General features: G+C 39.7%; 23 protein-coding genes and 1 pseudogene. 12 read left to right on the forward strand and 12 right to left on the reverse strand.

Annotated elements, in window-relative coordinates; all coding sequences use genetic code 11:
* Positions 1 to 92: 92 nt before the first annotated feature.
* Positions 93 to 2,795: a hypothetical protein gene (locus tag ICL16_RS23170; RefSeq protein ID WP_190832445.1), complete on the reverse strand. Its 2,703-nt coding sequence runs from the start codon at positions 2,793 to 2,795 to the stop codon at positions 93 to 95.
* Between the two features lie 259 nt (positions 2,796 to 3,054).
* Between ICL16_RS23170 and ICL16_RS23175 the strand changes: the two genes are divergently transcribed.
* The 3 genes from ICL16_RS23175 (at position 3,055) to ICL16_RS23185 (ending at position 6,685) form a co-directional block, all read left to right on the forward strand.
* Entirely contained in the window at positions 3,055 to 4,491 is a 1,437-nt protein-coding gene (locus ICL16_RS23175; protein WP_190832447.1) for a sensor histidine kinase, read from the forward strand.
* Positions 4,492 to 5,039: 548 nt separating this feature from the next.
* On the forward strand, positions 5,040 to 5,507 hold the full coding sequence (locus tag ICL16_RS47355) for a DUF2267 domain-containing protein (RefSeq protein WP_337907107.1): 468 nt from the start codon (positions 5,040 to 5,042) through the stop codon (positions 5,505 to 5,507).
* Between the two features lie 368 nt (positions 5,508 to 5,875).
* Positions 5,876 to 6,685, forward strand: a complete 810-nt coding sequence (locus ICL16_RS23185) for a hypothetical protein (RefSeq protein WP_190832452.1) — start codon at positions 5,876 to 5,878, stop codon at positions 6,683 to 6,685.
* Positions 6,686 to 6,725: 40 nt separating this feature from the next.
* On the opposite strand, the gene ICL16_RS23190 is transcribed toward ICL16_RS23185, so the two are convergent.
* Both ICL16_RS23190 and ICL16_RS23195 read right to left on the reverse strand, forming a co-directional pair.
* On the reverse strand, positions 6,726 to 7,745 hold the full coding sequence (locus tag ICL16_RS23190; protein ID WP_190832455.1) for a tetratricopeptide repeat protein: 1,020 nt from the start codon (positions 7,743 to 7,745) through the stop codon (positions 6,726 to 6,728).
* A 63-nt stretch (positions 7,746 to 7,808) separates the two neighbouring features.
* Complete coding sequence (locus tag ICL16_RS23195; RefSeq protein WP_190832457.1) at positions 7,809 to 8,447, reverse strand: RNA polymerase sigma factor; 639 nt, start codon at positions 8,445 to 8,447, stop codon at positions 7,809 to 7,811.
* Between the two features lie 365 nt (positions 8,448 to 8,812).
* Between ICL16_RS23195 and ICL16_RS23200 the strand changes: the two genes are divergently transcribed.
* Complete coding sequence (locus ICL16_RS23200; protein WP_190832459.1) at positions 8,813 to 9,406, forward strand: glyoxalase-like domain protein; 594 nt, start codon at positions 8,813 to 8,815, stop codon at positions 9,404 to 9,406.
* Between the two features lie 105 nt (positions 9,407 to 9,511).
* Here ICL16_RS23200 and ICL16_RS23205 read toward each other — a convergent pair whose 3' ends face one another.
* From ICL16_RS23205 to ICL16_RS44905, 4 genes are all read right to left on the reverse strand, one after another.
* The gene (locus ICL16_RS23205) at positions 9,512 to 9,973 is read right to left on the reverse strand and encodes a hypothetical protein (RefSeq protein ID WP_190832461.1); all 462 of its coding nucleotides are present in this window, start codon (positions 9,971 to 9,973) and stop codon (positions 9,512 to 9,514) included.
* 61 nt (positions 9,974 to 10,034) lie between these two features.
* A complete protein-coding gene (locus tag ICL16_RS23210) occupies positions 10,035 to 10,730 on the reverse strand; it encodes a hypothetical protein (protein ID WP_190832463.1) in 696 nt (231 codons plus the stop codon).
* Positions 10,731 to 10,834: 104 nt separating this feature from the next.
* Positions 10,835 to 12,361 (reverse strand): lysine--tRNA ligase, encoded by a 1,527-nt coding sequence (gene lysS, locus ICL16_RS23215; protein ID WP_190832466.1) that lies wholly within the window; start codon positions 12,359 to 12,361, stop codon positions 10,835 to 10,837.
* Between the two features lie 48 nt (positions 12,362 to 12,409).
* The gene (locus tag ICL16_RS44905) at positions 12,410 to 12,559 is read right to left on the reverse strand and encodes a hypothetical protein (protein ID WP_202895666.1); all 150 of its coding nucleotides are present in this window, start codon (positions 12,557 to 12,559) and stop codon (positions 12,410 to 12,412) included.
* Between the two features lie 476 nt (positions 12,560 to 13,035).
* Here ICL16_RS44905 and ICL16_RS23225 point away from each other — a divergent pair, with 476 nt between their 5' ends.
* Positions 13,036 to 13,275 carry a DUF2283 domain-containing protein gene (locus ICL16_RS23225; RefSeq protein WP_190832468.1) on the forward strand — a complete coding sequence of 80 codons (240 nt, stop codon included), beginning with the start codon at positions 13,036 to 13,038 and terminating at the stop codon, positions 13,273 to 13,275.
* Between the two features lie 94 nt (positions 13,276 to 13,369).
* Here the strand turns inward: ICL16_RS23225 and ICL16_RS23230 are convergent, their stop codons facing one another.
* Entirely contained in the window at positions 13,370 to 14,326 is a 957-nt protein-coding gene (locus tag ICL16_RS23230) for a M48 family metallopeptidase (RefSeq protein WP_190832470.1), read from the reverse strand.
* Between the two features lie 127 nt (positions 14,327 to 14,453).
* Here ICL16_RS23230 and ICL16_RS23235 point away from each other — a divergent pair, with 127 nt between their 5' ends.
* The 3 genes from ICL16_RS23235 to ICL16_RS23245 all read left to right on the forward strand — a co-directional run bounded on the left by ICL16_RS23235 (position 14,454) and on the right by ICL16_RS23245 (position 17,566).
* Positions 14,454 to 16,004, forward strand: coding sequence for an ATP-dependent DNA helicase (locus ICL16_RS23235; RefSeq protein WP_190832472.1), 1,551 nt, complete (start codon positions 14,454 to 14,456; stop codon positions 16,002 to 16,004).
* Positions 16,005 to 16,171: 167 nt separating this feature from the next.
* The gene (locus ICL16_RS23240) at positions 16,172 to 16,384 is read left to right on the forward strand and encodes a DUF2839 domain-containing protein (RefSeq protein ID WP_190832475.1); all 213 of its coding nucleotides are present in this window, start codon (positions 16,172 to 16,174) and stop codon (positions 16,382 to 16,384) included.
* An 837-nt stretch (positions 16,385 to 17,221) separates the two neighbouring features.
* Entirely contained in the window at positions 17,222 to 17,566 is a 345-nt protein-coding gene (locus ICL16_RS23245) for a DUF1815 family protein (RefSeq protein ID WP_190832478.1), read from the forward strand.
* A gap of 63 nt (positions 17,567 to 17,629) precedes the next feature.
* Here ICL16_RS23245 and ICL16_RS23250 read toward each other — a convergent pair.
* Positions 17,630 to 18,040: pseudogene (locus tag ICL16_RS23250) on the reverse strand (CHAT domain-containing protein); the annotation flags it as partial.
* A 64-nt stretch (positions 18,041 to 18,104) separates the two neighbouring features.
* On the opposite strand from ICL16_RS23250, the gene ICL16_RS23255 reads away from it, so the two are divergent.
* Positions 18,105 to 18,593: an acyl-CoA thioesterase gene (locus ICL16_RS23255; protein WP_190832480.1), complete on the forward strand. Its 489-nt coding sequence runs from the start codon at positions 18,105 to 18,107 to the stop codon at positions 18,591 to 18,593.
* A gap of 20 nt (positions 18,594 to 18,613) precedes the next feature.
* Here the strand turns inward: ICL16_RS23255 and ICL16_RS23260 are convergent, their stop codons facing one another.
* The 3 genes from ICL16_RS23260 to ICL16_RS23270 all read right to left on the reverse strand — a co-directional run bounded on the left by ICL16_RS23260 (position 18,614) and on the right by ICL16_RS23270 (position 21,988).
* Complete coding sequence (locus ICL16_RS23260) at positions 18,614 to 18,811, reverse strand: hypothetical protein (protein WP_190832482.1); 198 nt, start codon at positions 18,809 to 18,811, stop codon at positions 18,614 to 18,616.
* A gap of 304 nt (positions 18,812 to 19,115) precedes the next feature.
* Positions 19,116 to 20,306: a 1-deoxy-D-xylulose-5-phosphate reductoisomerase gene (dxr, locus tag ICL16_RS23265; protein WP_190832484.1), complete on the reverse strand. Its 1,191-nt coding sequence runs from the start codon at positions 20,304 to 20,306 to the stop codon at positions 19,116 to 19,118.
* A 110-nt stretch (positions 20,307 to 20,416) separates the two neighbouring features.
* Positions 20,417 to 21,988: a DUF2079 domain-containing protein gene (locus ICL16_RS23270; RefSeq protein WP_238360911.1), complete on the reverse strand. Its 1,572-nt coding sequence runs from the start codon at positions 21,986 to 21,988 to the stop codon at positions 20,417 to 20,419.
* Between the two features lie 94 nt (positions 21,989 to 22,082).
* On the opposite strand from ICL16_RS23270, the gene ICL16_RS23275 reads away from it, so the two are divergent.
* The 3 genes from ICL16_RS23275 (at position 22,083) to ICL16_RS23285 (ending at position 24,336) form a co-directional block, all read left to right on the forward strand.
* Positions 22,083 to 22,823: a class I SAM-dependent methyltransferase gene (locus tag ICL16_RS23275; protein WP_190832489.1), complete on the forward strand. Its 741-nt coding sequence runs from the start codon at positions 22,083 to 22,085 to the stop codon at positions 22,821 to 22,823.
* 75 nt (positions 22,824 to 22,898) lie between these two features.
* Positions 22,899 to 23,867, forward strand: a complete 969-nt coding sequence (locus tag ICL16_RS23280; RefSeq protein ID WP_190832724.1) for a glycosyltransferase — start codon at positions 22,899 to 22,901, stop codon at positions 23,865 to 23,867.
* A 100-nt stretch (positions 23,868 to 23,967) separates the two neighbouring features.
* Complete coding sequence (locus ICL16_RS23285) at positions 23,968 to 24,336, forward strand: EamA family transporter (RefSeq protein WP_190832491.1); 369 nt, start codon at positions 23,968 to 23,970, stop codon at positions 24,334 to 24,336.
* Positions 24,337 to 24,361: the final 25 nt, after the last annotated feature.

Raw genomic sequence — 24,361 nt, forward strand, 5'->3', positions numbered from 1 at the left:
CTCATCAGTTAAATTATATAGTAAGACATCTGTTACCCGGTTTCGTAAAAGTTACCGGGTTTCTTATCATGTAGGCGATCGCTTGAGTTTACTCAAAATCGGTAACTACCTTGCATTTTAAAATCAAACCCTTGACTACCTGTACCAATTTCTGTTTCTAGATAAACATTATTATTAGGAAGAACATGGCGCAAAATCACACCGTAGTTCAAACCAGAAAGTCTAGTATTTAATCCAATATTTTTCAAACTGTAATTTCGCAAATATAACCCCGCTTGATGGTTTTTATTAACTTTTTGTAAACTTTGTAACTCATAGTAAACATCTTTACCTATTTCTAAATTAGTTTTAAAATTAAAGCCAGTATTAATACCAAACCCCCCATTTAATAAACCGATTAAATTTCCATTACTATTATCTTCAATAAAAGCTATACCAGGTGAGATATAATATCCTACTTTTCTACCTTGATGTTGAAACAGATAATTAACAAAAGTTGAAAAGGGATTATTTCTGTTAGCTGCGCTATTCCAGTCAATTTTTAAAAACGGGATATGTGTATTGACGGCAACAGGTTTTTTTTGTGAGTCCAAATGAACATTAGTTTTAATATAATTAAGTAAAAGATTAGTATATAAACCTACTGTAGGTTCTTGTAGTCCCAAATTATTATTATCAACGTTTGGGGCAGAATCAGGATTGATATTAAACCAACCTCCTAAGGTAGCACTGTAGTTAAAATCTCCTGAAGAACCAGCAACTAAAAATTCGACAGAAGGTAGAGATAAATAACCATTAAAGCTTTTAAATCTATCTTGAACTAAATCAACTCTTGTCAGTTCAATATAATCAAATGCTAAATCAGAAGAACGAACATTCAGCGGTACATTTGTATTGTCGGCTGAACTAAACTGTTGTACAATTTGACTTTCAGAGTTAGTTAAAATCACTTCTACAGCAGAAGATTCATTAACAGGCTGAATGGTGGTATTATTTAAAGGAACTGGTACGCCAATAAAACTGAGAGGACCAAACTTTCGATTAGATAGCCTTAAATCAGAAAATATTGAATCACCTTCACGTAAAATAGCAATATCTCTTTCCAGAAACTGCACTACTCGTTTGTGAGTTCCTGTTCTCACTTGAAAGATAGTAGAGTTATGAGGAGTAATTTTACTGGGAAATGTCAAAGTACCAGATACCTGCTCAATATCACTAGCTGAATTAGCATAGCTTAAGGCTTGATTCAGTCTTTGATTAATTTGTCTCTTTTGAAGATCTGTTGCGGTTGTATTTAAAGGAACAAAACTTTCTCCGTCCTTAAATTTTTGCCTAGCTTCTGCCAAAAATGTATCAATATTGTCGATTTTAATAACTTCAAATACTGCACCTAATGCCATTCCTAATAGGGAATTAAAAGTCTGAGTAGAATCAATACTTAAATCATTGAAACTAGCTGTTATAGACAATCCAGGATTAGAGAAAATATTAGAGTAAGTAGCACTAATTTCTATAGGATCATATTGAATGATACTGCGATTATGGGGATAACTAATATAAAATTTATGCCAACCATAACTTTCTTGCTGCTCTGATAAAATTTCTACCTCTGGTTTTCTTTTACCAAGAGATACCCAAAGTAGAGAATTAAGGTAATGATAATCCCTCTCAGTAGGAGAGAGTGAAGGGTTAACGGCTATATTTAATAAATCATAATTACTAAATTTGTCAGGTTGGGCAATTTTAATCCCAGGAAAAGAAGAAATAGGAGCAGTGAAATTAAAGCCTTTTCCAGTTAAAATGTTTCCCCAGAAAATACCTGATGCTTCTAAAACCCGATTAGGAATGATTTCTCCTTCTTGTAGTTTAATATTGCCATCATCTAGTAAGGATTGAAGATTTGTTGTGGGAAATCCTTGTAGAATTAGTGGGGCATTGTCAGAGTCTAAAAATTTAAATAACGCTTCGCCTCCTTGAGAACTTAAGGTAGAAGCATTACCAATCATTGGTGTAGATTTTTTTATAACTGTGACGTTAGGATCTTGTGGATTAACACCGCTATTAATAATAACCTGTCCGGCAGGTATACCTTCAAGATTAATTATTTGTCCAGCTATAGACGTGACTGTAAAATCTTGAGTATCGACTTTACCAGTCAAATTTCTCAAATCTACAGGTATAATAGATAGAGATTGTAATCCCCAAAATGCTTGGCTTGATGTAACGTTTTCTGTAATTTTAGTATCTGTTGTTCTTCCTTGGTAAACAATACCTGCTTGTGAACCTTTGGTTTCAATCACTATTCGATTTTGATCGAGAACCCAATAAAACTGTTCGGCTTGAGGAAAATGAGCATAGGTAAACTTATTGATAATCTGATCATCTTTATCAAATCTAACACGTAAATCTGTTTCTAGATAATTTTCTTCTTGATTTGGTTTAAATAATTGAGGAGCAAATGTGAAGTTATCTGTTGGATTCACAACCCAAGGATATTTAATTGTACTTATTGTTAAAGCATCAAGAATGATTTTTTCTTGTGTTTGTTGTGATTCTAATTGAGGTTTTTCTGGTTTTGGTTGTTCCTCTATAGATGGTTCAGTTGTGTTTGTTTGCGTTTTTTCATCTTCCGTTTGTTGAGGTGGTTCTACTTTATACTCTTCAATAGGAACAACGTCTGCTAAATTAAATTGTGTAGCATATGCTGCTGGTTGTGTAAATATAACTTTGAGTAAAATACTAGGATAAATTAGAAAAAGTATGATAATTTTTAGGAGTTTATACCATTTCATCATCTTGGCAAAATATTGCTGTCTTGGACAACATAAGTACTGAGATTTTTAGCTAGACTAAAAATCTGCATTAATTTCTGGAAGCGTAAATGTCTTGCAGTGAGTATTTAAGCTCAGTTATACTAAAGTTTTACAAACACCCTGGTAAATATATTGCAAACAGAATCTAACACCAGTTAGAAAAATTACAGTTCAGCAAAATTGCTGAAGTTCCAACTAAATTAGAATTTAATTTAATGGTATAAACACGTAATCAAATATTATGTTTCAAGCTACTCGTCGCCGTCTGGCTTTGTGGTATACTGCCGTAACAGCAGTATTGCTACTACTATTTGCTTGTGGGGTGTATTTGTATGTCCGTAGTACCTTGATTGAACGGATTGACGATACCTTGAATCATGTGGTGGAAGTGGTTGAGCGATCGCTTGTCATTGAACCTGTTAAATCTGGTCAATTCCGTATTAATATCGAAGCTAGTTTTCGCGGTAGTACTGATACAGTCGAAGATGACCACATTGACCTAGAATGGTTTAGTCCTACGGGTGAGTTGCTTTGGTCAAGTTTATCTGAGCCATTGAATATTCCTATTCATTCCAACCGTAATGGGGAAACTGTTCGTGTAGTTAGGAGACAAGAGTCAGGAGTCAGGAGACAGGAGTCAGGAGACAGGAGTCAGGATTTTTCTCTTTCTCCACTTTTACTAAGACAAGTAACAGATAGAGTACAAATTGGACGACAGGTAGTGGGATATTTACGTGTAAGCCATCCCTGGTTTGAAGTTACAAAACCTAGTCGTCAGTTAATCTTAGATTTAGCACTTGGTACTGGATTGATGTTAATTTCAGTAGCAGCTAGTGGTTGGTTTCTTTCTGGTATTGCAATGGAACCAGTGCGTGAGTCTTATCAACGCCTCAAACAATTTACTGCTGATGCTTCTCACGAACTCAGAAGTCCGATTACTTTAATTCAAACTAATGTACAAGTTGCCCTTGCCGATTTAGAGTCCACACCAACAGAAAGTATTAATCTTACACATTATCGCCAACAATTAAAGGTAGTAGAAAGACTAACACAGCGTTTAGGAAAGTTAGTTAATGATTTACTATTTTTAGCACGCCAAGATAGTGGGATCAGTATCAGTTTTTCCTCTTGTCCTATTGATGCTTTGCTAATGGAAGTAGTGGAAGAACAACTTTTGTTAGCAAAAGAAAAGAATATCGCCCTGACTTTGAAATTGGTTGAAGCCAGCAACAGACAAAGCGATCCTGAATTACTTGACAGTTGGTTTACGATGATAGGCAACTGGGATCAATTAGTGCGGTTGTTCACAAACTTGATTCGTAATGCTTTGCAATATACAAATCCATTTGGACAAGTGAATGTGGAATTGGCACGTATAGACGGAATCAACCGTTCTGGATTACGTTATGGTGCTGCCCAGTTGCAAATTAAAGTTAGTGATACCGGAATTGGTATACCAAAAGAAGCTATACCCCGCTTGTTTGATCGTTTTTACCGAATCGATCCAGCACGTACCCATGTGTCTGGAAGTACAGCGATACATGCTACTGGTTCGGGATTAGGGCTGGCGATCGCTCAAGCCATTGTTGAAAACCATCAGGGGCAAATTAGCGTAGAAAGTACTCAAGGCGTTGGCACCACTGTTACTGTTACCCTACCTTTGGCTACGGAACTTTAAATTATGTTGTCAGGTGTGATAAAATCTCCGCCCTCTACCTCCTAAATTCTACACCCCAATTCATAAATGTTTCCTGTGGCAGATGCGACTGAGTAACACTACCTAATAATTTATATGGCAATGTCTGAAAAATAGTGTCATTAACTCAGTTTCTCTAAGTTTAAAATTGCCAACGAGTTAAACATACTTAAGTAGCAATACAAACTGATAGGGAAATATTGGCATTTATTCAGATACAAGCCATCTTTAAAAACATTCCGGAGGGGTAGATGTCAATTCCCATAAGAAAAGATGTAACTTACACCTTACTAAAAAAAATTGAAGAAAGTGGTCAGGGTTCCCACCAAGTTAATTTCGCAGGAATCACCGTAGCAGGTCATCAATTAACAGAAGCTGATTTGTTAGCTCATTTAGATTACTTAAATCAAAATCAGTATATCAAAGCTGAATTTACTGGTGATGGTCACGTCAAAAACGTCGAATCGACCGAGAAAGGACGTAAAGTATTACAAAAGTATGAAGCAGAAGCTCAAGCAGAATCAGCTCCCATTAACACAAAAGATTTGCCTTTCTTAGAAAAAGTTTTGGTGAAAGGCGGTTTAGGGGATATATTTGACGCTAGGGACGTAACAGAGGTAGTCTTCCGCGTTATGCGCGACCTCATGACTACAGAAGCCGCTGATCGAGTTGAACAGGAACTGCACAAAGAGGCATTACCTACAGAAGATAAAGCGCTGCAAATGGAAATTGCCGATTTGTGGCACGATACAAACCCCATAGTCGGCTTCCTCAGCCGAGTTCGTCCACCTTGGCAAGGACCCGGCATTTTTAAGATTGATTCTGACCGCTTTTTATTCCGAGTTGCCAATGAAGGTGGATTGCAGCCAGAGGTAGACCGCGAACAGGTAGTTAAGGCGGTATTTTCTGCTACCAAAGATGAATTATCCAAAGAAAGAATTGAGGAAATTGCTAGTTGGTTACCAGATCACGTCCGCAAACTCTGGGAAGAAGCTTAACGTTTAAACTTTAAAAAACCCGGTTTCGTAAAAGAAACCGGGTTTTTACAGCATTTTGCATATAAATGGAGTACACCCCACCCTACCCTCCCCGAAGATCGGGGAGGGTAGGGTGGGGTGTGGGGTATTTTGTACTTCATTAAGTTGAAATCTGCTGTATGTATGCGACTAATGATAGATGTTTTCTTACGTTAGAAAGAAAACATGTTCTTAGCTGTCATATATTTTCACTTCTATAGTAAGAAGTCAGAACTATTGGTGATTGTTAGCTTAGAGTTGTGAGTTAATCATAATTAAGTAGGGTGCGTCAGTTTAAAGTACGCACTCAGATATTTTCATAAATTTAAATCTTTTTTTCGGAGGAATAAATGAATCAAATAACTAAAAAGTTACGCAACACATCAGTTGCCCTATTTGGTGCTTTTTGTGGTGGATTACTAATTGTACCTGCTGTTCCTCAATTAGTAGTAGCGCAACAGCAGCCGCAACAAAAGCCAAACGCTAAGGTTAATCCTTGCCCAAAAATATTCTACGAACAGCCACATGATACCAGAGTATTTGTTCCTGAAGGTTGCCCTGCAAATACTTTCACTAGACAGAATGGACAAGGTGTAAGTTCTAGTAACTATCCTGCAACACCTTCACAATCTCAAATTCAAATGGGCGTAGGCGGTGAAACAACTGAGCAAACAACTCCGTCAGCACCAACAATGCAACAAAGACAAGACATGAACATGAATAGTTCATCGTCAGAAACTAGAGTGTATCAAAGTAGCAGACAAACAAATACGAATTATATTCAACCACCTTTACAAGGACAGCAACAAACCAATAGGTCTTACAATTTACCACAACAAACTGCAGTTGCAACAGTCTCACCGACAAGTGGCAAAGTAAGTGTCAAATTGGTCAATGAAACAAACGCACCTGTTACTTATCAAATCATTGGCGATAGCACACAAAGAACTCTAGGCGGAAAGTCAGAGGTAATGTTGCAAGGTTTGGCTATACCTAAAACTGTAACCTTCTACCGTCAAGATCGCGGATTACTGATGGTAACACCACAAGGTTCATCTTCACAAGGAAGTTTGCAACTTACATTGCGGGAAACAACTGACTTTAACATGGATAGAACTACCATGAGAATTGAGCCAAATGGTTCCGTATACCTGAATTAAAAGTGTTGTTGTAGAGACGCTCCACTGGAGCGTCTCACATCTATCGTTTAGGCATTTTATTCATCTTATCAACAAGAAATAATTCCTTTTTACTATCTTTTAACGTTTGCGCCATAATAATCGCTCTCTCATAAAAATTACGAGCAGTTAAATAATTACCTTGTTGCTCACAGACTTGTGCATAATATTCAAAAGAGTTCAATTCTTCCTGCGGATTTTGTAACTCTTGCGCAAGTGCTAATCGATCTTGTAGTAAGTCGAAAACTCTTTGATAACGTTCAACAGCACTATGTGCCATAACTAAACCATCAATCGCTCGTAATTGACTGGTGCGATCGCTTGTTATTTTAGCTAGTCGCAACGCATATCCGTAAGCGCCAATTGAATCTTGATAATTAAGTGCGGCAAGGTAAGCATCGCCTAAATTATTTAGAGTATTTGTCTCACCATTTTTATCCCGAATTTGACGGCGGAAATTCAAAGCAGATTCATATAGTTTAATTGCCTTATTGTAATCTCCTAACCTTGCTGTTGCTAGACCTAGATTACTTAATGATAGTCCTTGCCCTTCTATATTTTTCACAGAACGAGCAATTTCCACAGCTTCACTAAAGGTTTTCACAGCAGCAAGTGCCTCTCCTTTTTGGAGTAAAAATGTACCAATATTATTTAGTGCAAAAATTTGACCTTGAAAATCTTTAAGATCTCGAGCAAACGCTAATCTTCTGCGTAAAGCATCGTCAGCAGCTTTGTCTCGCCCTAGTTGAACATAACCTCTACTTAAGAAATCATAAGTTAAACCTTGTGCTTTGAGATCGCCAAGTAAACGATATATTTCCAGCGCTGGTAACCAAGATTCGATCGCTTTAGCATAAGAGCCTTGCTGGTACTGTTTTTCACCTAAACTCAATAATCTGTCTGCTTCATTCCTTGATTCTCGCTTCAAAGAACTACCTATGGGACGGTGAAGTTGTTCGGTAATATCAGCAGCAGTTGCTGTCATCGGCTGGAACAAAATAGTTAAAAGTAAAAATATTGGTAAAAAATGCCCTCTGTCCATAAGTATTATCCGTAGTTTAATAAAGCTATTTTTTACCAACAGAATTAATATAAATAAGAGTTTCTACGCTGCACCTGGTTGAAGTAAATGTTCGCCCAAGTATATGGCACGAATATCTGCTGGTAATTTTTCCTCTAACATACGATAACCTTCTTGGAGAAAATTGGCTACTTCGTTAGGAGCGATCGCTTCTCCTTCAGCTTGTAAGTAGGCAGCAATTCTAGTTTCGCTCCAATGAAAAGTTTGCGCCATCAAGACCATTAGTCGTAACATGGGAGGAAGTTGATCCAAAGCTTGTTCGACATAACACCATAATGGTGGAGAAGTTGTTTTGAGCGAATAATGAATTGCTTCTGTGGGGGGTAGTTCAATTTCGTTGATGCAGCGAGCAGTCATGTTAATTAGCCAATTTTGCAAAGTGAGATTTTCTTTAGCTCCTTGACTATTGTCGAGATTTAATCCACCAAGTTCAGAGTAAACCTGTCGCCAGACTAGGGCAAAAAGATAGTCAGCTTGTACAGGCGATCGTGCCGAATGCTGAATTAGCGTATAAACTATTGGGCTATAGCGACAAAAAATTGCTGTAAAGAACCTTCCCGCGTCGGGATGGTGCTGAAACAGATTCAGCAGTTCCTCGTCGCTCAGATGAAACATTGATTTTACCAGCGGATGATTAGCTTCAGGAAAATGAGGGATTTGCACAAACTTTTGCCACCAAAAACGAGAATAAGCGTAAAAAATCGGTATGTAGGCGCAAATCAACAGGTTTTTGCCTAGCTACTGATCTTTTAACATACATACTAATAAAGTAGAGCCACAACTAGTTGCGACTCTCAGCTATAATCACTTACCCTAGATCAACAAAGCTTGATGGGCGTACCGGAGACAATTTGAACGACTCAACGTCACAGATGAGTTGTGTAGTTTATGTAAAACTAGAAAAACAGTTTCCTCAACCTGAGCTTGACATTGATAGACTAGGTATTATTAGTCTTATTAATTTTTAGATCAGTCAGCCAAAACTCAATTTAAGCGTAATTTGTTGTTATTTATCCCCTTGTAATTTCATGCTTGCAACCATTGGTAGTATCTCTGATCTTGTTCAGCCTTATACTCTAGGCTCTTTTTTACCAAACCTACCATTAGATAGCCTATTCTCAACTCAGGGCATTATGGTGATGCTGCTAGCAGCTTATGCTGGTGCTATGTGGTTATTTCTTACCAGCGCACCAAAAGTATACACTGTGATGGCGTCGGATTTAGAAATAGCACGGCAGTTGTATGAAGGATTGCTAGATTTACCAGCAGCAGAAGTACCTTTACACTACTACTACAACTACGAGCAAACCATAGGAGCAGCCGGAGTCGATCCACTTTACCTCTCCAGTAGCCCTGCCTACTCCAGTAGAATGACAAATGCTAGTGAGGGGCTGTGGTATCAGTTGAAGAAAAACGTCCAACTGCACGTTATTACGGGAGCTAGCATCGGCGTTAAACATCAGCAACGCCATGTTTGCTTTGATCGTGATTGCTTGGAAATGATTTTAATGCGAGTCGAAGTGCGTGGTTTGAAATTTAAAATTCGTAGTCAAAAGCCACTGAACTTTTTAGTTAAAGACTACGAAGGACGCATTATTGAAATGGCGGAAGTAGCAAATTAGTCAAGGTGTACATCGGGAAATTTTGGCATAAACCAACGTTTGAGGCTCAACAAAACCCCGGTAAATTCTGCGAAACCGGGGTTTTAGAAGCGTTAGGCGATCGCACTAATCTACTTTATCTTGAGTTTCATCTAACACATCGGTCAACTTTTCCAGCAGGCTTTCGGCTAAATCTAGTAAATCAATTTTATCAGTTGAATCTCGGTAATCACCATCGTTGCTAACTAACACATTTTTGACAGCAAAAATTCGGTTTTCTTCTTCCGAAAGACTTAAGCATTTTTCCAAATCGACAGCAATTTCTTGAAGCGATTTGTTTTTAAGGTGCTTGCGTACCTTCACTGCCACCCAGTCACCACTTTCCAGGAAAGAGGTAACAGATTCTAAAACCGTTTTTTCATCTTCACCCCATTTTTCTACCCAATCTCCATCTACATCATCAACATACAAGTTTACACAATCAAGCCCATAAGTCATCCAGTCTCGCTGCAACTGTCTTGCTTCTTGTAAATGTTGAATAAATTTTTCTAATCTCTCTTGAGGCTCAATCTGTTTTTCTTTAACCATAATGACCTAGTTTAGGTAATACCTGTTTATGCAAAAACCAGTTAATGCATTTGACTTGTGACTATAAACTTAATTTTAAATAAATGCCTGTTCTTAGATTATCACTGTTATATAGTGCGATGTTAACTATTTGATGCACAAAATTATTTGTACTAGGGTTATAACTTAAGAAAAGTCCTCTATCTATACCCCAGTTTTGCAGGTTACTTTCCCAATCCTCAGACTTTTCGGGAAAAAATTCATTATTTAGGCTAGTTAATTGAATACACAGTGGCTTTTCCTTTCTACTACTAACAATTATATCAGTTGCCATTGACAAATCGGCTATATAGCACTGCCAAAAAGTGCATTCACGACGGATGATATCAGTAGCTACAGATTTCAGAAAATTACCATCAGCCTGATTAAACTCCCCTGCCATCAGTTTTTGTTTCCAGATAGAAAACTTTGGATCTGTTTCGTTTAGCCATTTAGGAAATAAATAGCTATACCAATAGCTTTCAGTTGCTGTCATTTGCTGATAATACCACTGTCGCTCTTCTTCTGAAGTTAAGGATTTGATGTCTAGCCAAATTTGAGCATCCTTGATTATCTGTTGCAGGAAATGCATGACAAATTTTTTAGCTGTCAGTGAACCAGGCTTGACATCTTTTACCCAGCGATTTATCTCACCTAATCTTCTCGCTAAATTGGCGTCGATTGAAGATGCTTCTTTGATGAGTGACTTCAGTTTATCTTTTATTTCTTTTGCTTGCAATAGGAATGCTCTACCTCACACCATTTTAGATTGTATATCTTAATATACAATTCCCAAATTTGTCGGGTGCGTTAGTGAAACGTAACGCACCTCAAGATAAATTGCTAAGCCTTGTCTTCCTCCGTATCTTGGGTTAATTCTTTCTTGAGTAACGGAAAAGCGATCGCATCCCGAATACTAGCGCAGTCAGTTAGCAACATGATCAAGCGATCAATCCCAATACCTAAACCACCAGCAGGGGGCATACCATATTCCAAGGCTGTGAGAAAATCTTCATCAACACCGTGAGCTTCCAAATCACCTGCCGCTTTACGTGCGGCTTGTGCTTCCAAGCGTTGACGCTGCTCGACAGGATCTGTTAACTCCGAGAAACTATTCGCAGTCTCCCGCCCCACCATAAATAACTCAAATCGCTCCACCAAACCAGGCTTAGAACGGTGAGGTTTTGCCAATGGTGAAATTTCTACTGGGTAGTCAATCACGAAGGTGGGCTGAATTAAGTTTGCCTCCACCTTTTGCTCAAACGCTTCATTGAGCAACTTGCCGATAGATGAGCAATCTTCTATACCTTCAACCACAGCATTTTTACTTGCTGTTTTCGCTTCATCCAAAGTCGAGAACGAGTTGAAATCCAAGCCAGTATATTCTTTTACCAACTCGTGCATTGTCACACGCCGCCAAGGCGGAGTTAAATCAACTGCTTGTTCTTGGTAAGTAATTTGCAGTGTTCCCAAAACCTCTTGGGCAACGGTGGTAATAATACCTTCCGTCAACGCCATCATATCGTTGTAGTCAACGTAAGCTTGGTAGACTTCAAGTGTCGTAAATTCGGGGTTATGCCGAGTGGAAATTCCTTCATTGCGGAAAACTCGCCCTAGTTCAAACACCTTTTCAAATCCACCAACAATCAACCGCTTGAGATGGAGTTCTGTGGCGATGCGCAGATACAACTGCATCTCTAAAGTATTGTGGTAAGTAATAAATGGACGTGCATCCGCACCCCCTGCTTCCGATTGTAGAACCGGGGTTTCAATCTCAATAAAATCACGTTCTACCAAGTATTTACGAATACCAGCAGTAATTTGAGCGCGACGGCGGAAGGTTTGTCGGACTTCAGGGTTAACAATTAAGTCAACATAACGCTGACGATAGCGCTTAGCAACATCTGTCAAGCCATGCCACTTGTCAGGTAAGGGTAAAAGAGATTTCGTAAGTATGGTATATTCTTTTACGTAGACAGATAATTCGCCCTTTTCAGTCCGTTTAATTGTCCCCTTGACGCCGATGATGTCACCTGCATCGGTAAGCTTATCTAAATGCTTAAAGGCATCAGCATCAACATCTGCCATGCATTCTTGGATACGCTTTTTATCTAAGTAAAGCTGAATTGTGCCTGTTTCATCTTCTAGAGTGAAGAAAGCTAACTTACCAAAGACACGACGTGCCATAATACGTCCAGCGATCGCCACATCCAAATCAACTTCTTCACCACTGGCTAAATCAGCAAATTTTTCTTGTAACTCAGCGGCGTGATGAGTTATTTCCCAACGATAGGCGTAGGGATTCATCCCTAGCTGCTTGAGCTGTTCTACTTTTTCCAGCCGCGTAGCACGGATATCTTCTTCCGACATGATTAACGAACTAAAATAGGGCAAAGTATTATTATAAATGCTGCCAAATTATCTGTTAATTCTCTCGGCTTCCTGCTGTAGTCGTTGGGCGTACTGCTCCCGTCGCTCTATATCCCCATCTATTTCCTTTTTATGCTCCCAGTAGTAAGCCAATGCGGAGTGAATTTTACTTAAGGTGAGGTAGTTGTTTTGCTGCAATTCTTCAGGACTCCAGCCGTAAGCCTTTACAGAAGTAATTAATGAGAACGATTTTCATCGAAGTTCCTTCAATCATAGGCATATTACACTCCGTAGAGTTGCACGTATTTATATTCAGTAGCTAGGATTGTCATCGTTCTCACCTTGGTTTGTATCAATTACAAGTATATTTATTTAAGGCTAGTAATCACGGACAATTTCTTGGTTAGGAATAGACTGAAAAGAAAATTGGAGCTATAATAAGATTATATCGGAATCATTCTCTATAAAGAGTAATTGCTAGGGGAATAGATTCTTTGAGGATTTTTGCTTTTAATTGTGTTAGGTATGTAAGCAAAAATGCCAACTAAAAGATAGATAGTAAATCCGAAAGTAGCTTCAGTAAAATCCATCTGCTGATTTGGCTCTACGGCATGGAAAGACATGATGATTGTTTTTTGGTAGTAGCCAGATAGAAGCAATATACCACGAATGATATGGACGCGAAATTAGGGTTTGAATACGACAAAGAAGAAGACATTCTGTATATCAACAAACGCCCTCCTTACCCAGAACAAGAACCAGCAGAAATTGAGTATGGTGTGACTGCTCGTCTTAACCCTACTACTGGTGAAATTGAAAATCTGGAAATTCTATTTTTTTCCCAAAGGTTATCAAATCAACCTCTTTTGGAATTGCCATTAGTAGCAGATTTTCATTTTGTTCCTGTTGCTTAAGTCAAGCTCTTACATTCTCTAGGGGAAAACACTACTGTGAGGCGGAGCTTCAAGGAGTGCATTCCCAGCCTCTGACTGGGAACGAGGGAGGCTACTATGACTTTTTCATTCTGTTGATTTCTATGAGCAATTCTTCAATCTGACTGCGTAAATTTTCTACTTCGGTAGGCGTTGTATCTGGTGTGACGTTAACTGCTCCCTCACTTGGAGAGCGCTGATAATTTCCTTTTTTGATTTGCTGATATTCTTCTGATACTGCCCATTGCCGGAGATAATGCAAGCGATCTACAGGAAAAGGATGGGTGAGCATACTACCACCACCGTTATAAATCAAAAATTTGTAAACTTGATTTAATCCATCTTCGTCGAGTGCTTGATAATTTTCTGACTGGCGAATAAACTCTTGTAAGCTACATTCATGGTTGTATTTGATACTGCCACCAGAGACTTTCATCATTGAATTCATCACCGGGTTTAGGTCATCTAAAACCAACAACGCAGCGCGATCAGCAGATAACTCAGCTTTGCGCCGCCATTCATAAAAGGCATAAATTAGACCTTGACTGACGAATTTACCGATCCCAAAGGTCATATCCCCAAGGGTGGAAGCAGCACTCATTACCCACCCTGCCATTTGAATTAAAATAGTATGACTACACTTAATATGCCCCAGTTCATGGGCAAGCACCGCCCTAATTTCGTCTTCGTTCAGTAGATCTAAGATCCCTGTATCTATGACTATCAAAGGATGCTCTTGTCCCAGTGCATAACTATTTGCTCTGGGGTTTTGCTCGACAAACAGTGCTGGTTCTGGGTAAATGTCCAAATCCCGCACACATTCGCGAAATATCTGGTAAATAGTGGAATATTGGCGTGGCCCGACTTGGATGGTGTTGCCCATTAGATAAATTAACTGAGGGCGCTCAGCAAAGAATTCCACAAATTTACGAGCGAGAAAATCAAATCCAGGTAAACTGCGTAATGCAAGTTCTGCTTGGCGATCCAGGGGATGTCTGAAGGCTTCGCTGGAAATTCCTTTATAGGTTGGCATACAGGGTTAATAGTGATGAGTAGTTAGAAGTAACAATTAACAACTAACAGCTAACTACTCAAACTGACAACATAATAGAAATGGGGAGACAGCAAGTAAAAATCACTTTGTATGGGATTATAAGCGTGTGATTGAGGCAGAAGTTCATTTGTCACTACATAACTTCCTGCGATCGCAGGCGGGTTTCCCAACGTGGCCCCATCATTTGACGATGGCACGGTTGGTAGCACGCGCCTTGCGCTTAGGACGTAGCGCCTTAATTCAAGTAGGGGCGGCTTGTGGCTACCAAGGACGGTATCGTACCAGTTACAGTGCATCGGCATTAATGTGGCACGATCCTGTAATTATTGTGGCGACACCAACAGTACAGCAACGCCTACTCCAAGTAGAAATTCCCCGCCTACAGCAGTGGCTACAAGTTAATAAACCGATTAGAACGGGTGAAACTTGGCCTGGTGGTGAGTTCCAAGGACTTTTCCTAATTTCCCCCCAAGCTTGGTTAAAAGCACAGCTATCTGGTAATAATTTTCCCGCTGGCATTCCGACAATTATCGATGGCGTAGACGATTTAGAAGATTGGGTACGCGATCAACTTACCGTCAGCATTGAACCATATGACTGGGATCAACTGATGCTTGCTTACCCCAATCAAGGGGAAATCATTCGCTCTGCACGGGTACAAATTACACACGAACTGTTTCAGCATCCAGTAAATCCCTATGAATGTTATCTGATTTCTGCTCAAGAAGAAGAAATTTTGTGCCGTCTGTTCTCGGTACTACACCCCGCTCACCTCCCCGAATCTTGGAAAAACTTCCGCGACTCATTACAATTTACTACTATCCAGACGCCCCCCCCGTCCCCACCTCTGCTGTGGGCGACAATTGCCCGTCGTCAAGGTTTATTTTCTTTACACTGTGTTCCTGTTGAATTAGGAAAAATACTATCGCCAATTTGGCAACGTCAACCAGTAGTACTAATTGGCAGTTCCTTAGAACCGGAAACCGAGGCACCAATTTTTCGCTCCAGTTTGGGTTTGGAAGATGTAACTTGTCTCAAGTTTTCCTCAGATAACCAAAGCGAAGCAATTCAACTGTACATACCCTATCAATTACCTTTACCCAATACACCAGAATTTCAAGCGGCATTTATCAATAAAGTTCGCACTTTAGTGTGTCTGAGTGCTACAGCATCAGAATTAACTGTTGTGCTGGTGGGTGATGTACCGTTGAAATCTCAAGTAGGAGCAATTCTTGCCTCTGAATTTGGTTCGCGAGTACAGGTAGAAAAAACTTGTTTGGATGAAAATGGTATTTTAGTCAGTGGTTGGGAATTTTGGCGAGAACATCAAAAAGTCTTGCCAGCACCAGGGCTGCTTGTGATTGCTACTTTACCTCTACCATCTTTAGAACATCCATTAGTAGCTCTTAGGGTAGCTCACTATAAGCGATCGCATCAAGATTGGTTTCGGCTGTACTTGTTGCCCGTGGCAATAAATGAGTTGCAAAGGGCAATAGCTCCGGTGCGAGAAAATCAAGGTATTGTTGCCTTACTTGATAATCGTGTAGTTGTGCGTAGTTATGGTGTGCAAATTCTCGCTGCCCTAAGTCCTTTGGCTCGCATTAACTATCTTGATCCCAATTTGTTCTCTGCTGCCAACAAGGACGATACAGACTAATACACCCTACCCCCTCCAATGAGCGAACATCAAAGCAACAGATTCAGACTCCAGAACCCATACCCTACCTTCATAATTACGAATTACGAATTACGAATTACGAATTGGTACCTTACACCCTACTTAACGTTATTATCAGCCTAGATCTGAATTTCATTTTTAAAACTATGGGCGAAGCAAAGCGTCGTAAAGCCGCACTGGGAGAGAAATACGGTCAAGATACTCGTATCTTACCGTGGGTTCCTATCACCAAAAATCAAGCAGAACTATTCGTAAAATGGTCTAGCAAGGGTGCCTGGATTGGTATTGGTGTAATGATTGTAGCTTGGTTAACAATTCGTTTTATCGGTCCGGCTTTTGGTTGGTGGCAAGTAGTTTAAACCAATACTATATATTTTTTTCATGAAGGCAGCTAGGACAACCCAGCTGCCTTTAAGTTTTAATAAATTTTTATACAGTAAATCAAATTTCTTCGGTGGGGATCGCTGGACATCAACTAGAATAAATAGTATAAAACACTACTTTTTACTTTCAATTGAGAAAAATGCTGCCGAAATGGCAACATCGCTCCCGTGTTTTTAGTTATTGTCAGTCATATGTAAAATGATTTGGGTGAAAAACTTGGGATCGTCGATGAGAAGCGTCTTACAAACAGTGAAGTAAAACAAATTACCAATAGTTAGTAGCAACAATTCAACGACATTAGCTACATCTACCATACTCAAAATACACAGGATAAATTAAAGTAGCTGACATCAAGCTTGAGTACTTTCTACCTGTTGGCTGTTTTAGAGTTGACAAGCTACTCAAAAGCTGAATTGAAGAGTAAAGACGTGCGATTGCGTAAAAAGCATCTTTAACTACATTTTTCCGCGAAAAATTACTTTTTACGAAGCTATATGTGTCTTTTTACGTAGTTGACTTGTGTGCAATTTGCGCTACTCTTAAATCGGATCGTCATCTGCTACCATCTACCCTGACAGGGATATATGAAAAAAATGTAAAGATTAATGATCCTGTCGGATATCTAAATTAAGCAAACTGAATACTTTGATACGGCGAAACAAGCCGATTTGGACTACCTTAAGCAAGGTAGCCGCTGAACAAGTCTATGACTATCTAGAAATGGTAATGAATAGTTTACAATACCACTTGGGAAGAAAATCTAAAGAAAATCTAAAAGAGTCTAAAATCACTGTGGTGTTAGGAGAAAAAAAGTGTTTCTGAGACTAGCGCAACAACATCGACAATTTGTCCAAGACTTGGTAATGAACCTACAAGCTTTGGCAATAGTACTAGAACGGCGTGGATATCCCGCTTCTTGCTATACCTGTGGAGATCAGATGAATAGTGCTTCTTTTATGGTTAGCCTGGGAGAAAACCACTTGATTCGGTTTCTGGTATCTGATTACGGGATCACTTGGACGGAAATGCGCGACGATCGCGAACTAATGAAATTAGAAGGTGCAGAGGCAGTAAACCAGTTACAGGAACTTGCCAACATCATTAAATACCCTCCTGTGCAAACCAACACAGGTAACAAAACCCTCGCCAAAAGATAAGAATTTCTGTGCTATTGGGGTAGTTCAAATTAGGAATGGCAATCTATTCTCCATCAAAATCAACTATACCCAATCGTAGGGGTGATTAAAACTACTGCCCACTACTTCTCGTTGGTGATTACAAATACGCTATTGTCTGAGGAAAGAAAAGTCCCCAGCAATTAAAGTAATTTGCGCTTGTCTTAAGGCTTGGGCTTGTGTCAACTTACCAGAGGACATTAGACTATAACAAGCATTCATTAAAGCTTGAGTACCTCCGTCATCTACAGCTAACAAAGACGCCATCGCCGCCTTTGCCCCAGTTTTTTGAATTTGGTAACCAAAACCCAAAATTTTCTCACCGTTACCGAAATAACCGCCCAAGCCAGTTTCGCAAGCGCTCAACACTACCAAATCTGCTCTAAGTATTGACTCAGTAGCAACTTCTCTAAAGCTTGCTCGTTTTCCATTTCCATCTAAAATAATAGAAGTATCTTACTAACCATTGTTTGCCATTATACAGGTAGAAAATCTTTCTGAATTGCGAAGAAAGTTTAAAATGAATCAAGAAAACCTAAATCAATCACAACTTCCCCCTACACTTACCATTGATAGTCCAAAAGGTAAGGAAGCTAAAAATTGGTTTGAGTATCCTGTCAAAGTACAACCCCACCACACCGATTATGCAGGTGTTGTTTGGCATGGCACGTACATAGCTTGGATGGAAGAAGCTCGGGTGGAATGTTTACGTTCAATCGGTGTTGAATATGCTAATTTAGTGGCTTTGGGCTGTGAATTACCAGTTGTTGAATTGTCTGTACGCTATCACCAACCAATTCAATTAGGTAAGGTAGCGGTAGTAAAAACACGCATGACGGTAAGTGGCGTCCGGATTAATTGGGATTATGCAATTGAATCAGGCGATCGCCAGGAATTATATGTTACCGCAGCAGTGACCTTAGTTGCAGTAGATCGTCAAAGAGGTAAAATCATGCGTCAGTTACCAACAAATTTCCAAGATGCCTTAGCTAAAATTTCCACAATGTAGAGACGTTACATGTAACGTCTCTACATTATTTTTTTCAGGTGCGTCAGATTTTGTGGTAGCTGCATTAACTGTTGCCAAATATCTTGCGGAGTAATGCCATAACCTACCTGCAACAAAACGATAACTGCCGCAACAGTAAGCGCATTGCTTACTGTAGTTTTCAGTATTTTTACTAAAATTGTGAATACTATCCAAGCCACAATTAAAGCAATAATCATAGAGATTAATCCTTGAGAAACTTTTAAGTTATGTAAAGTATTTGTTTAAAAATGCCTTTGTTACATTTGGTAACAATTTCTGTTGCGAATCTTCTTTTTAGGAATGCTCCCTAATCGGGGATTTTTTGAGCAAATTTTCCTGTGATTAGTGTACCCAACAGGAATAAAATAATCTGTATTGAATCAAACTTTTTGCATAACTTAATAAAAATGTTTTAGAACTTTAGTAGAGGCGGCAGCCCACAGGAAAGCATTCCCAGCTTCTGGCTGGGAACTATGAGGGGAAACAACATCACCGCAAAGGTTAGCGTAAAGAAATTACACGGGAGTCTAACTTTTGCGTAATACTAATTACTTCTTGTCTTGCCCAACGGTCGGCTGCTATAATATCATCTAAAGAAGGATTGTTACATTGATCGTTTTGATGGCGATCGCAAACTGATTCCAGACACCGAGCAATATCTAAATATCTAATTTTCTCTGCTAAAAATAAAGCCACAGCTTGTTCATTTGCCGCATTTAAAACAGCAGGCATCGAACCACCAGAACGTCCTACAGCATAAGCTAATTTCATACAAGGATACTTCTGATGATCTGGCTCCTTAAAAGTTAAACTACCAGCTTTCACCAAATCCAATCTTTCCCAATTAGTATAGATCCGCTCAGGCCAAGATAAAGCATATAGTATAGGTAAACGCATATCAGGCCAACCGAGTTGAGCTAAAACCGAAGTATCTTGCAACTCAATCAAAGAGTGAATAATACTTTGGGGATGAATCACAATCTCAATATCATCATAATTCAACCCAAATAAGAAGTGAGCCTCAATCACTTCCAACCCCTTATTCATCAAAGTAGCAGAATCCACCGTAATTTTACGCCCCATCGACCAATTAGGATGTTTGATAGCATCAGCGACAGTAACTTCCGCCAACTTTTCTGTAGCCCAATCTCGAAAAGCACCACCAGAAGCAGTAAGCAAAATGCGCCGCAAACCACCTTTTGGTACACCTTGCAGACACTGAAAAATAGCCGAATGTTCTGAATCTGCTGGTAATAACTTCACCCCATGTTTTTCCACCAAAGGTAAAACAACAGGAGCGCCAGCAATCAAAGTTTCTTTATTTGCCAAAGCAATATCCTTACCAGCTTCAATTGCCGCAATAGTAGGTAGCAAACCAGCACAACCAACGATCCCCGTAACAACAGTTTCCGCATCACCATAGCGAGCAACTTCAATCACCCCCGCCTCGCCAGCCAGTAAAATCGGTTGAGGATCAACATCTTTAACCGCTTCTCTAAGAACTAACAACTTCTCCTCAGCACAAATCGCTGCTATACTAGGTCGAAAGGCGCGAATTTGCTCCGCCAACATATCCACATTATTCCCAGCAGCCAACCCCACAATCCGAAACTCCGAAGGGTACTGAGCCACTATATCTAAAGTCTGAGTACCGATAGAGCCAGTTGAACCAACAAGAGTAATAGCTTTCACAAAGATCTTATAATAAACTCCAACTACACTATAAAATCAAGTGGGTAATTCTTATCACTCAATCTTCATTCTTCGCGTTCTTCGTGTCTTCGCGGTTGAGAATTTATTTTTTAACCGCGAAGACGCGAAGGGCACGAAGGACAAAATTTTATATTCTGAATTTCTTTTTTAAACTGCAACCACCGCCCTAAAGACTGAGGTGAGGAAGAAATTTGCTTTTCCAGCAAAACAACACCATCAAGCACATCAACCAAACCATACCTACCCTGCGCTAAAACCTTATCAACCTCAACCACATAATCTTGCAACTGCTGTCGCTCAACCTTAAAAGCAGATTGATACTGCTGCAGCCGCCATAAATCTGCCAAAACATAATCAACATCAACAACCTCTTTTAAATCATTCCGTAACTGTAAAACCGGGAAACGAATAATTCCTCGACGAGTCGCCAGAAGAGGAAGCACAAAAGTAGTTGCAGAAACGCTTTTCTCCGGAGGAATCAACTTGATTAATTGACGGGTATAGCCCACATGTTCCCACTGGCGCGTAAGTGGAATATGAACCCAAGGATTGATGGAGTCAGGAATTAAAAAATAAAAAGCTTGATTGGGGCTAGAAGTAATTGCGATCGCTACTGACAGTACAATACACCTTATCCACCAACGACGCAGCGACCTAAACTTACTTTGATGTTGATGCCACCATAAAATTGTGCCGTAAAACAAGCCAGGAACAACAGTTAAGGCAAAACGAACACTCATACCCAGAGCTAATTGCCTATCTTGAATTAGCAGTACCAACATTGGAGGCGCACTAACCATCCAAGCAGCTGGGGAGATAGCAGGTACAAACGCCAAAGGTAGCCATTGCCCTAAAAAGTATTTCACCCGCTTGTCAAGGGGAAAGAACAAACTTTCCAGCAGCACCCCAGGATTGCTTAGCATACCCCAGAGAATTTGTAAAGTATTGGGGCGAGGATTTCCGGGAGCAAACTTAGCAAAGAATGAGCTGAGGTAGAGACGGGAATTATCATGAGAAAATAGAGGCATGATCCCATTAGTCAAGAGCGCAATGTAGCCAAAGCTAATCAGACATAACGCTACACCTAAACGGGGATAGCTACGACTTAAAAGTAGATAAAGACCAATACCAAAGAGAATAATACCTGTATCTTCGCGAATTCCTAAGATTAAAATTACAAACAGCCAAAAAAACCACCATTTACGCTTTGCCAAAGCTAATAGTAAAGAGAAAACAAATAAAGGAATTTGGCTATGTTCGTAAAAATTGGCAAAAGTAGGCCCTATTACTGCATTAGCTCCATAATAACTGGCAGCGATGAAAGTGGCGATCGCACCCGGCAGGTAATGTCGTGCTAAAAAGTAAAGAACTATACCTGCCGCAGTAATGAGAGTAACTTGGAGAACAACAAGAGTCGCACCATTCGGGAATAAAGCGTATATAGGTAGCCATAACAGAAAATCTATGACAAAGTGTTGTCCTAAATGGCAGTAGAATACTGTATGTACTTGACCATCTTGTAAAACGGCGCTCGATTGACCTGAAGAGAGAGAGCCTTGAAACCAGTCTCCATGTATAGTATTCCAAAAAAGCTGGTCAAAAAGTGCTTGATCGTAGGAGGCGTATAAAGTGTAGAAGCGATGTAGGGAAAAAACCAACATGAAAGCAAAAAAAATTGCTGCCAGTGTCAGTGTTAAGCGCAAGCTAGATTTGTCTTTTATAAAATGAAAGCGATTAAGCAACATTCACAGCAATATGGAGAAAGACTTTTACCTACAGTATGCAGCAGTTGAAGATCAACACTGGTGGTTTGTTGGTCGTCGCTTGATTGTCGATCAAGTGATTCGTCAACTAACTTTACCAAAAAACGCGCAAATTCTGGAGGTAGGTTGTGGTACTGGTGGTAACTTGAGTATGCTAGCGCGTCACGGTCAAGTTTCGGCAATGGAGTTAGATGAAACTGCATGCCTTATTGCCAATCAAAGACAAGTGACGAAAGTTTATTTAGGTAGCTTGCCAGAGCGCATTCCTTTCTCGACTGAGTATGACTTGATTGTCATCTTAGATGTTTTGGAACATCTTGATGATGACTTGGCAGCGCTGCGCAAGTTGCATTCTCAATTAAAGCCGGGAGGTTGGTTGTTAATCACCGTTCCAGCGTACCAGTTTTTGTGGAGTCATCACGATGAGATTAATCATCACAAGCGCCGTTATGTTTTGAGAGATTTAAAGCGAGTTGTGTCTAAAGCAGGCTTTGCAGTACGTCACGGTAGTTATTTTAACTCTTTTCTGTTTCCTCTCGTCGCTGGTGTGCGTATTTTCCGAAAATTATTCCACATTGAGAGTAATTCTGCTCTCAGCAGTGACTTGAAAAAGCCACCTCTACTAGTCAATCAATTTTTAACTATTTTATTTGCTACTGAACGTCACTTGATCGGTCGCTTTCGCCTTCCCTTTGGTGTATCCATTTTACTTCTCGCACAAAAAAAATTTTAAAGTTCTCCAGCTTGTCGCGCTCAGGCTGGTTAATTACTGTAATATTTAAACCCAAGTGTGCCGATAAAATTAGCCGTGATTAAACAAATCTACTCAATAGTTATACCGATATATAACGAAGAAGAGAACATTCCGGAAATGTACCGTCGTATTTGTAATGTGATGGAAAAGTTAGACGGTGATGTAGAGTTGATTTTAGTTGATGATGGTAGTCGCGATCGCTCACTTAGTATGATTCGGGAACTCCATCATCGTGATAGTCGGGTGCGATACCTAAGTTTTGCGCGAAATTTCGGTCATCAAATTGCTGTGACAGCGGGTTTGAACTTTGTGCAAGGAAAGATTGCGATCGTCATGGATGCCGATTTGCAAGATCCGCCTGAGTTAATTTTAACCATGATTGAGAAATGGCGACAAGGGTATCAAGTAGTTTATGCCCAGCGCATATCCCGTCAGAAGGAAAGTTGGCTCAAACGCTTCACAGCATACCTCTTCTACCGCATTCTGCAAATTCTTGCTGACGTGGATATACCTGCTGATACAGGAGATTTTTGCTTGATGGATCGGCAGGTAGTAGATATACTGAACGCTATGCCGGAAAGGAATCGTTATATTCGCGGCTTACGTGCTTGGGTGGGTTTTAGTCAAACATCTGTACATTTTGAACGCAACCCTCGTTTTGCGGGAAATGTGAAGTATACCTTTGGTAAGTCTTGGGCATTGGCAGTTAACGGAATTGTTTCTTTATCGAAAGTTCCCCTCAGGTTTGCTACTTATTTGGGAATGCTGTCTGCAGCGTTAGCAATTCTAATGATATTCCTTGTGCTGTATTGGCGCTTGTTCGATCCTGCTTCGCCTTTAATTGGCTATACGTTAATTACAATTGCTTTGTTTTTTTTGGGTTCTGTGCAATTGTTTTGTATTGGTATTTTGGGGGAGTATATTGGTCGTATATATGAGGAGGTAAAGGGACGTCCTATTTATACTGTTAAGGAAATGAGCGGTGTTTCTCAGTCTGCTGTATCAATTCACAAGTCTTCATAGCCTGGGGTTTAAACCCCAGGAAAAAAGAATTGATGTACACATGTCCCAGAATTTGTCTGTACATTCAATCCAAAATCGCGCAAATAAGAGCCAAAATCCTATGACTTTGCCTGAATTTATTTTATTACTAATATCAGTTATTGCTAGTGTAGCAGGGCAGTTATTTTTAAAAATGGGCGCAATGAAGTTAGGCAGAGTTAATGTAGGAAATTTTGTTAATTTGATTCTCGGCATTGTCACAAACCATGAACTTATATTTGGGCTAACTTGCTATGGTTTCGGTGCTGTAGCGTACATCCTCCTTTTAACAAGAGTTAACTTAAGCATTGCCGCTCCATCTGCTTCACTAGTTTACGTTTTTTCAGTTTTACTGGGTTACTTCATATTTAGAGAATCTATTCCCTTAGTTCGCTTCGTCGGTTTAAGCTTTATTGTTACCGGAGTCATATTAGTGATTTGGAGAAAATAAACGAAAGTTTGTAGTAAGGGCTTTA

It is taken from the genome of Iningainema tapete BLCC-T55 (genome assembly GCF_014698965.1).
GTDB classification, from domain to species: Bacteria; Cyanobacteriota; Cyanobacteriia; order Cyanobacteriales; family Nostocaceae; genus Iningainema; species Iningainema tapete.

Bases quoted from the DNA above. Each gene is read 5' to 3' on its own strand.
- ICL16_RS23170 (WP_190832445.1), bottom strand. From the start codon at position 2,795: ATGATGAAATGGTATAAACTCCTAAAAATTATCATACTTTTTCTAATT.
- ICL16_RS23175 (WP_190832447.1), top strand. From the start codon at position 3,055: ATGTTTCAAGCTACTCGTCGCCGTCTGGCTTTGTGGTATACTGCCGTA.
- ICL16_RS23185 (WP_190832452.1), top strand. From the start codon at position 5,876: ATGAATCAAATAACTAAAAAGTTACGCAACACATCAGTTGCCCTATTT.
- ICL16_RS23190 (WP_190832455.1), bottom strand. From the start codon at position 7,745: ATGGACAGAGGGCATTTTTTACCAATATTTTTACTTTTAACTATTTTG.
- ICL16_RS23200 (WP_190832459.1), top strand. From the start codon at position 8,813: ATGCTTGCAACCATTGGTAGTATCTCTGATCTTGTTCAGCCTTATACT.
- ICL16_RS23205 (WP_190832461.1), bottom strand. From the start codon at position 9,973: ATGGTTAAAGAAAAACAGATTGAGCCTCAAGAGAGATTAGAAAAATTT.
- lysS (WP_190832466.1), bottom strand. From the start codon at position 12,361: ATGTCGGAAGAAGATATCCGTGCTACGCGGCTGGAAAAAGTAGAACAG.
- ICL16_RS23225 (WP_190832468.1), top strand. From the start codon at position 13,036: ATGGACGCGAAATTAGGGTTTGAATACGACAAAGAAGAAGACATTCTG.
- ICL16_RS23230 (WP_190832470.1), bottom strand. From the start codon at position 14,326: ATGCCAACCTATAAAGGAATTTCCAGCGAAGCCTTCAGACATCCCCTG.
- ICL16_RS23240 (WP_190832475.1), top strand. From the start codon at position 16,172: ATGGGCGAAGCAAAGCGTCGTAAAGCCGCACTGGGAGAGAAATACGGT.
- ICL16_RS23255 (WP_190832480.1), top strand. From the start codon at position 18,105: ATGAATCAAGAAAACCTAAATCAATCACAACTTCCCCCTACACTTACC.
- ICL16_RS23260 (WP_190832482.1), bottom strand. From the start codon at position 18,811: ATGATTATTGCTTTAATTGTGGCTTGGATAGTATTCACAATTTTAGTA.
- ICL16_RS23270 (WP_238360911.1), bottom strand. From the start codon at position 21,988: ATGTTGGTTTTTTCCCTACATCGCTTCTACACTTTATACGCCTCCTAC.
- ICL16_RS23275 (WP_190832489.1), top strand. From the start codon at position 22,083: ATGGAGAAAGACTTTTACCTACAGTATGCAGCAGTTGAAGATCAACAC.
- ICL16_RS23285 (WP_190832491.1), top strand. From the start codon at position 23,968: ATGACTTTGCCTGAATTTATTTTATTACTAATATCAGTTATTGCTAGT.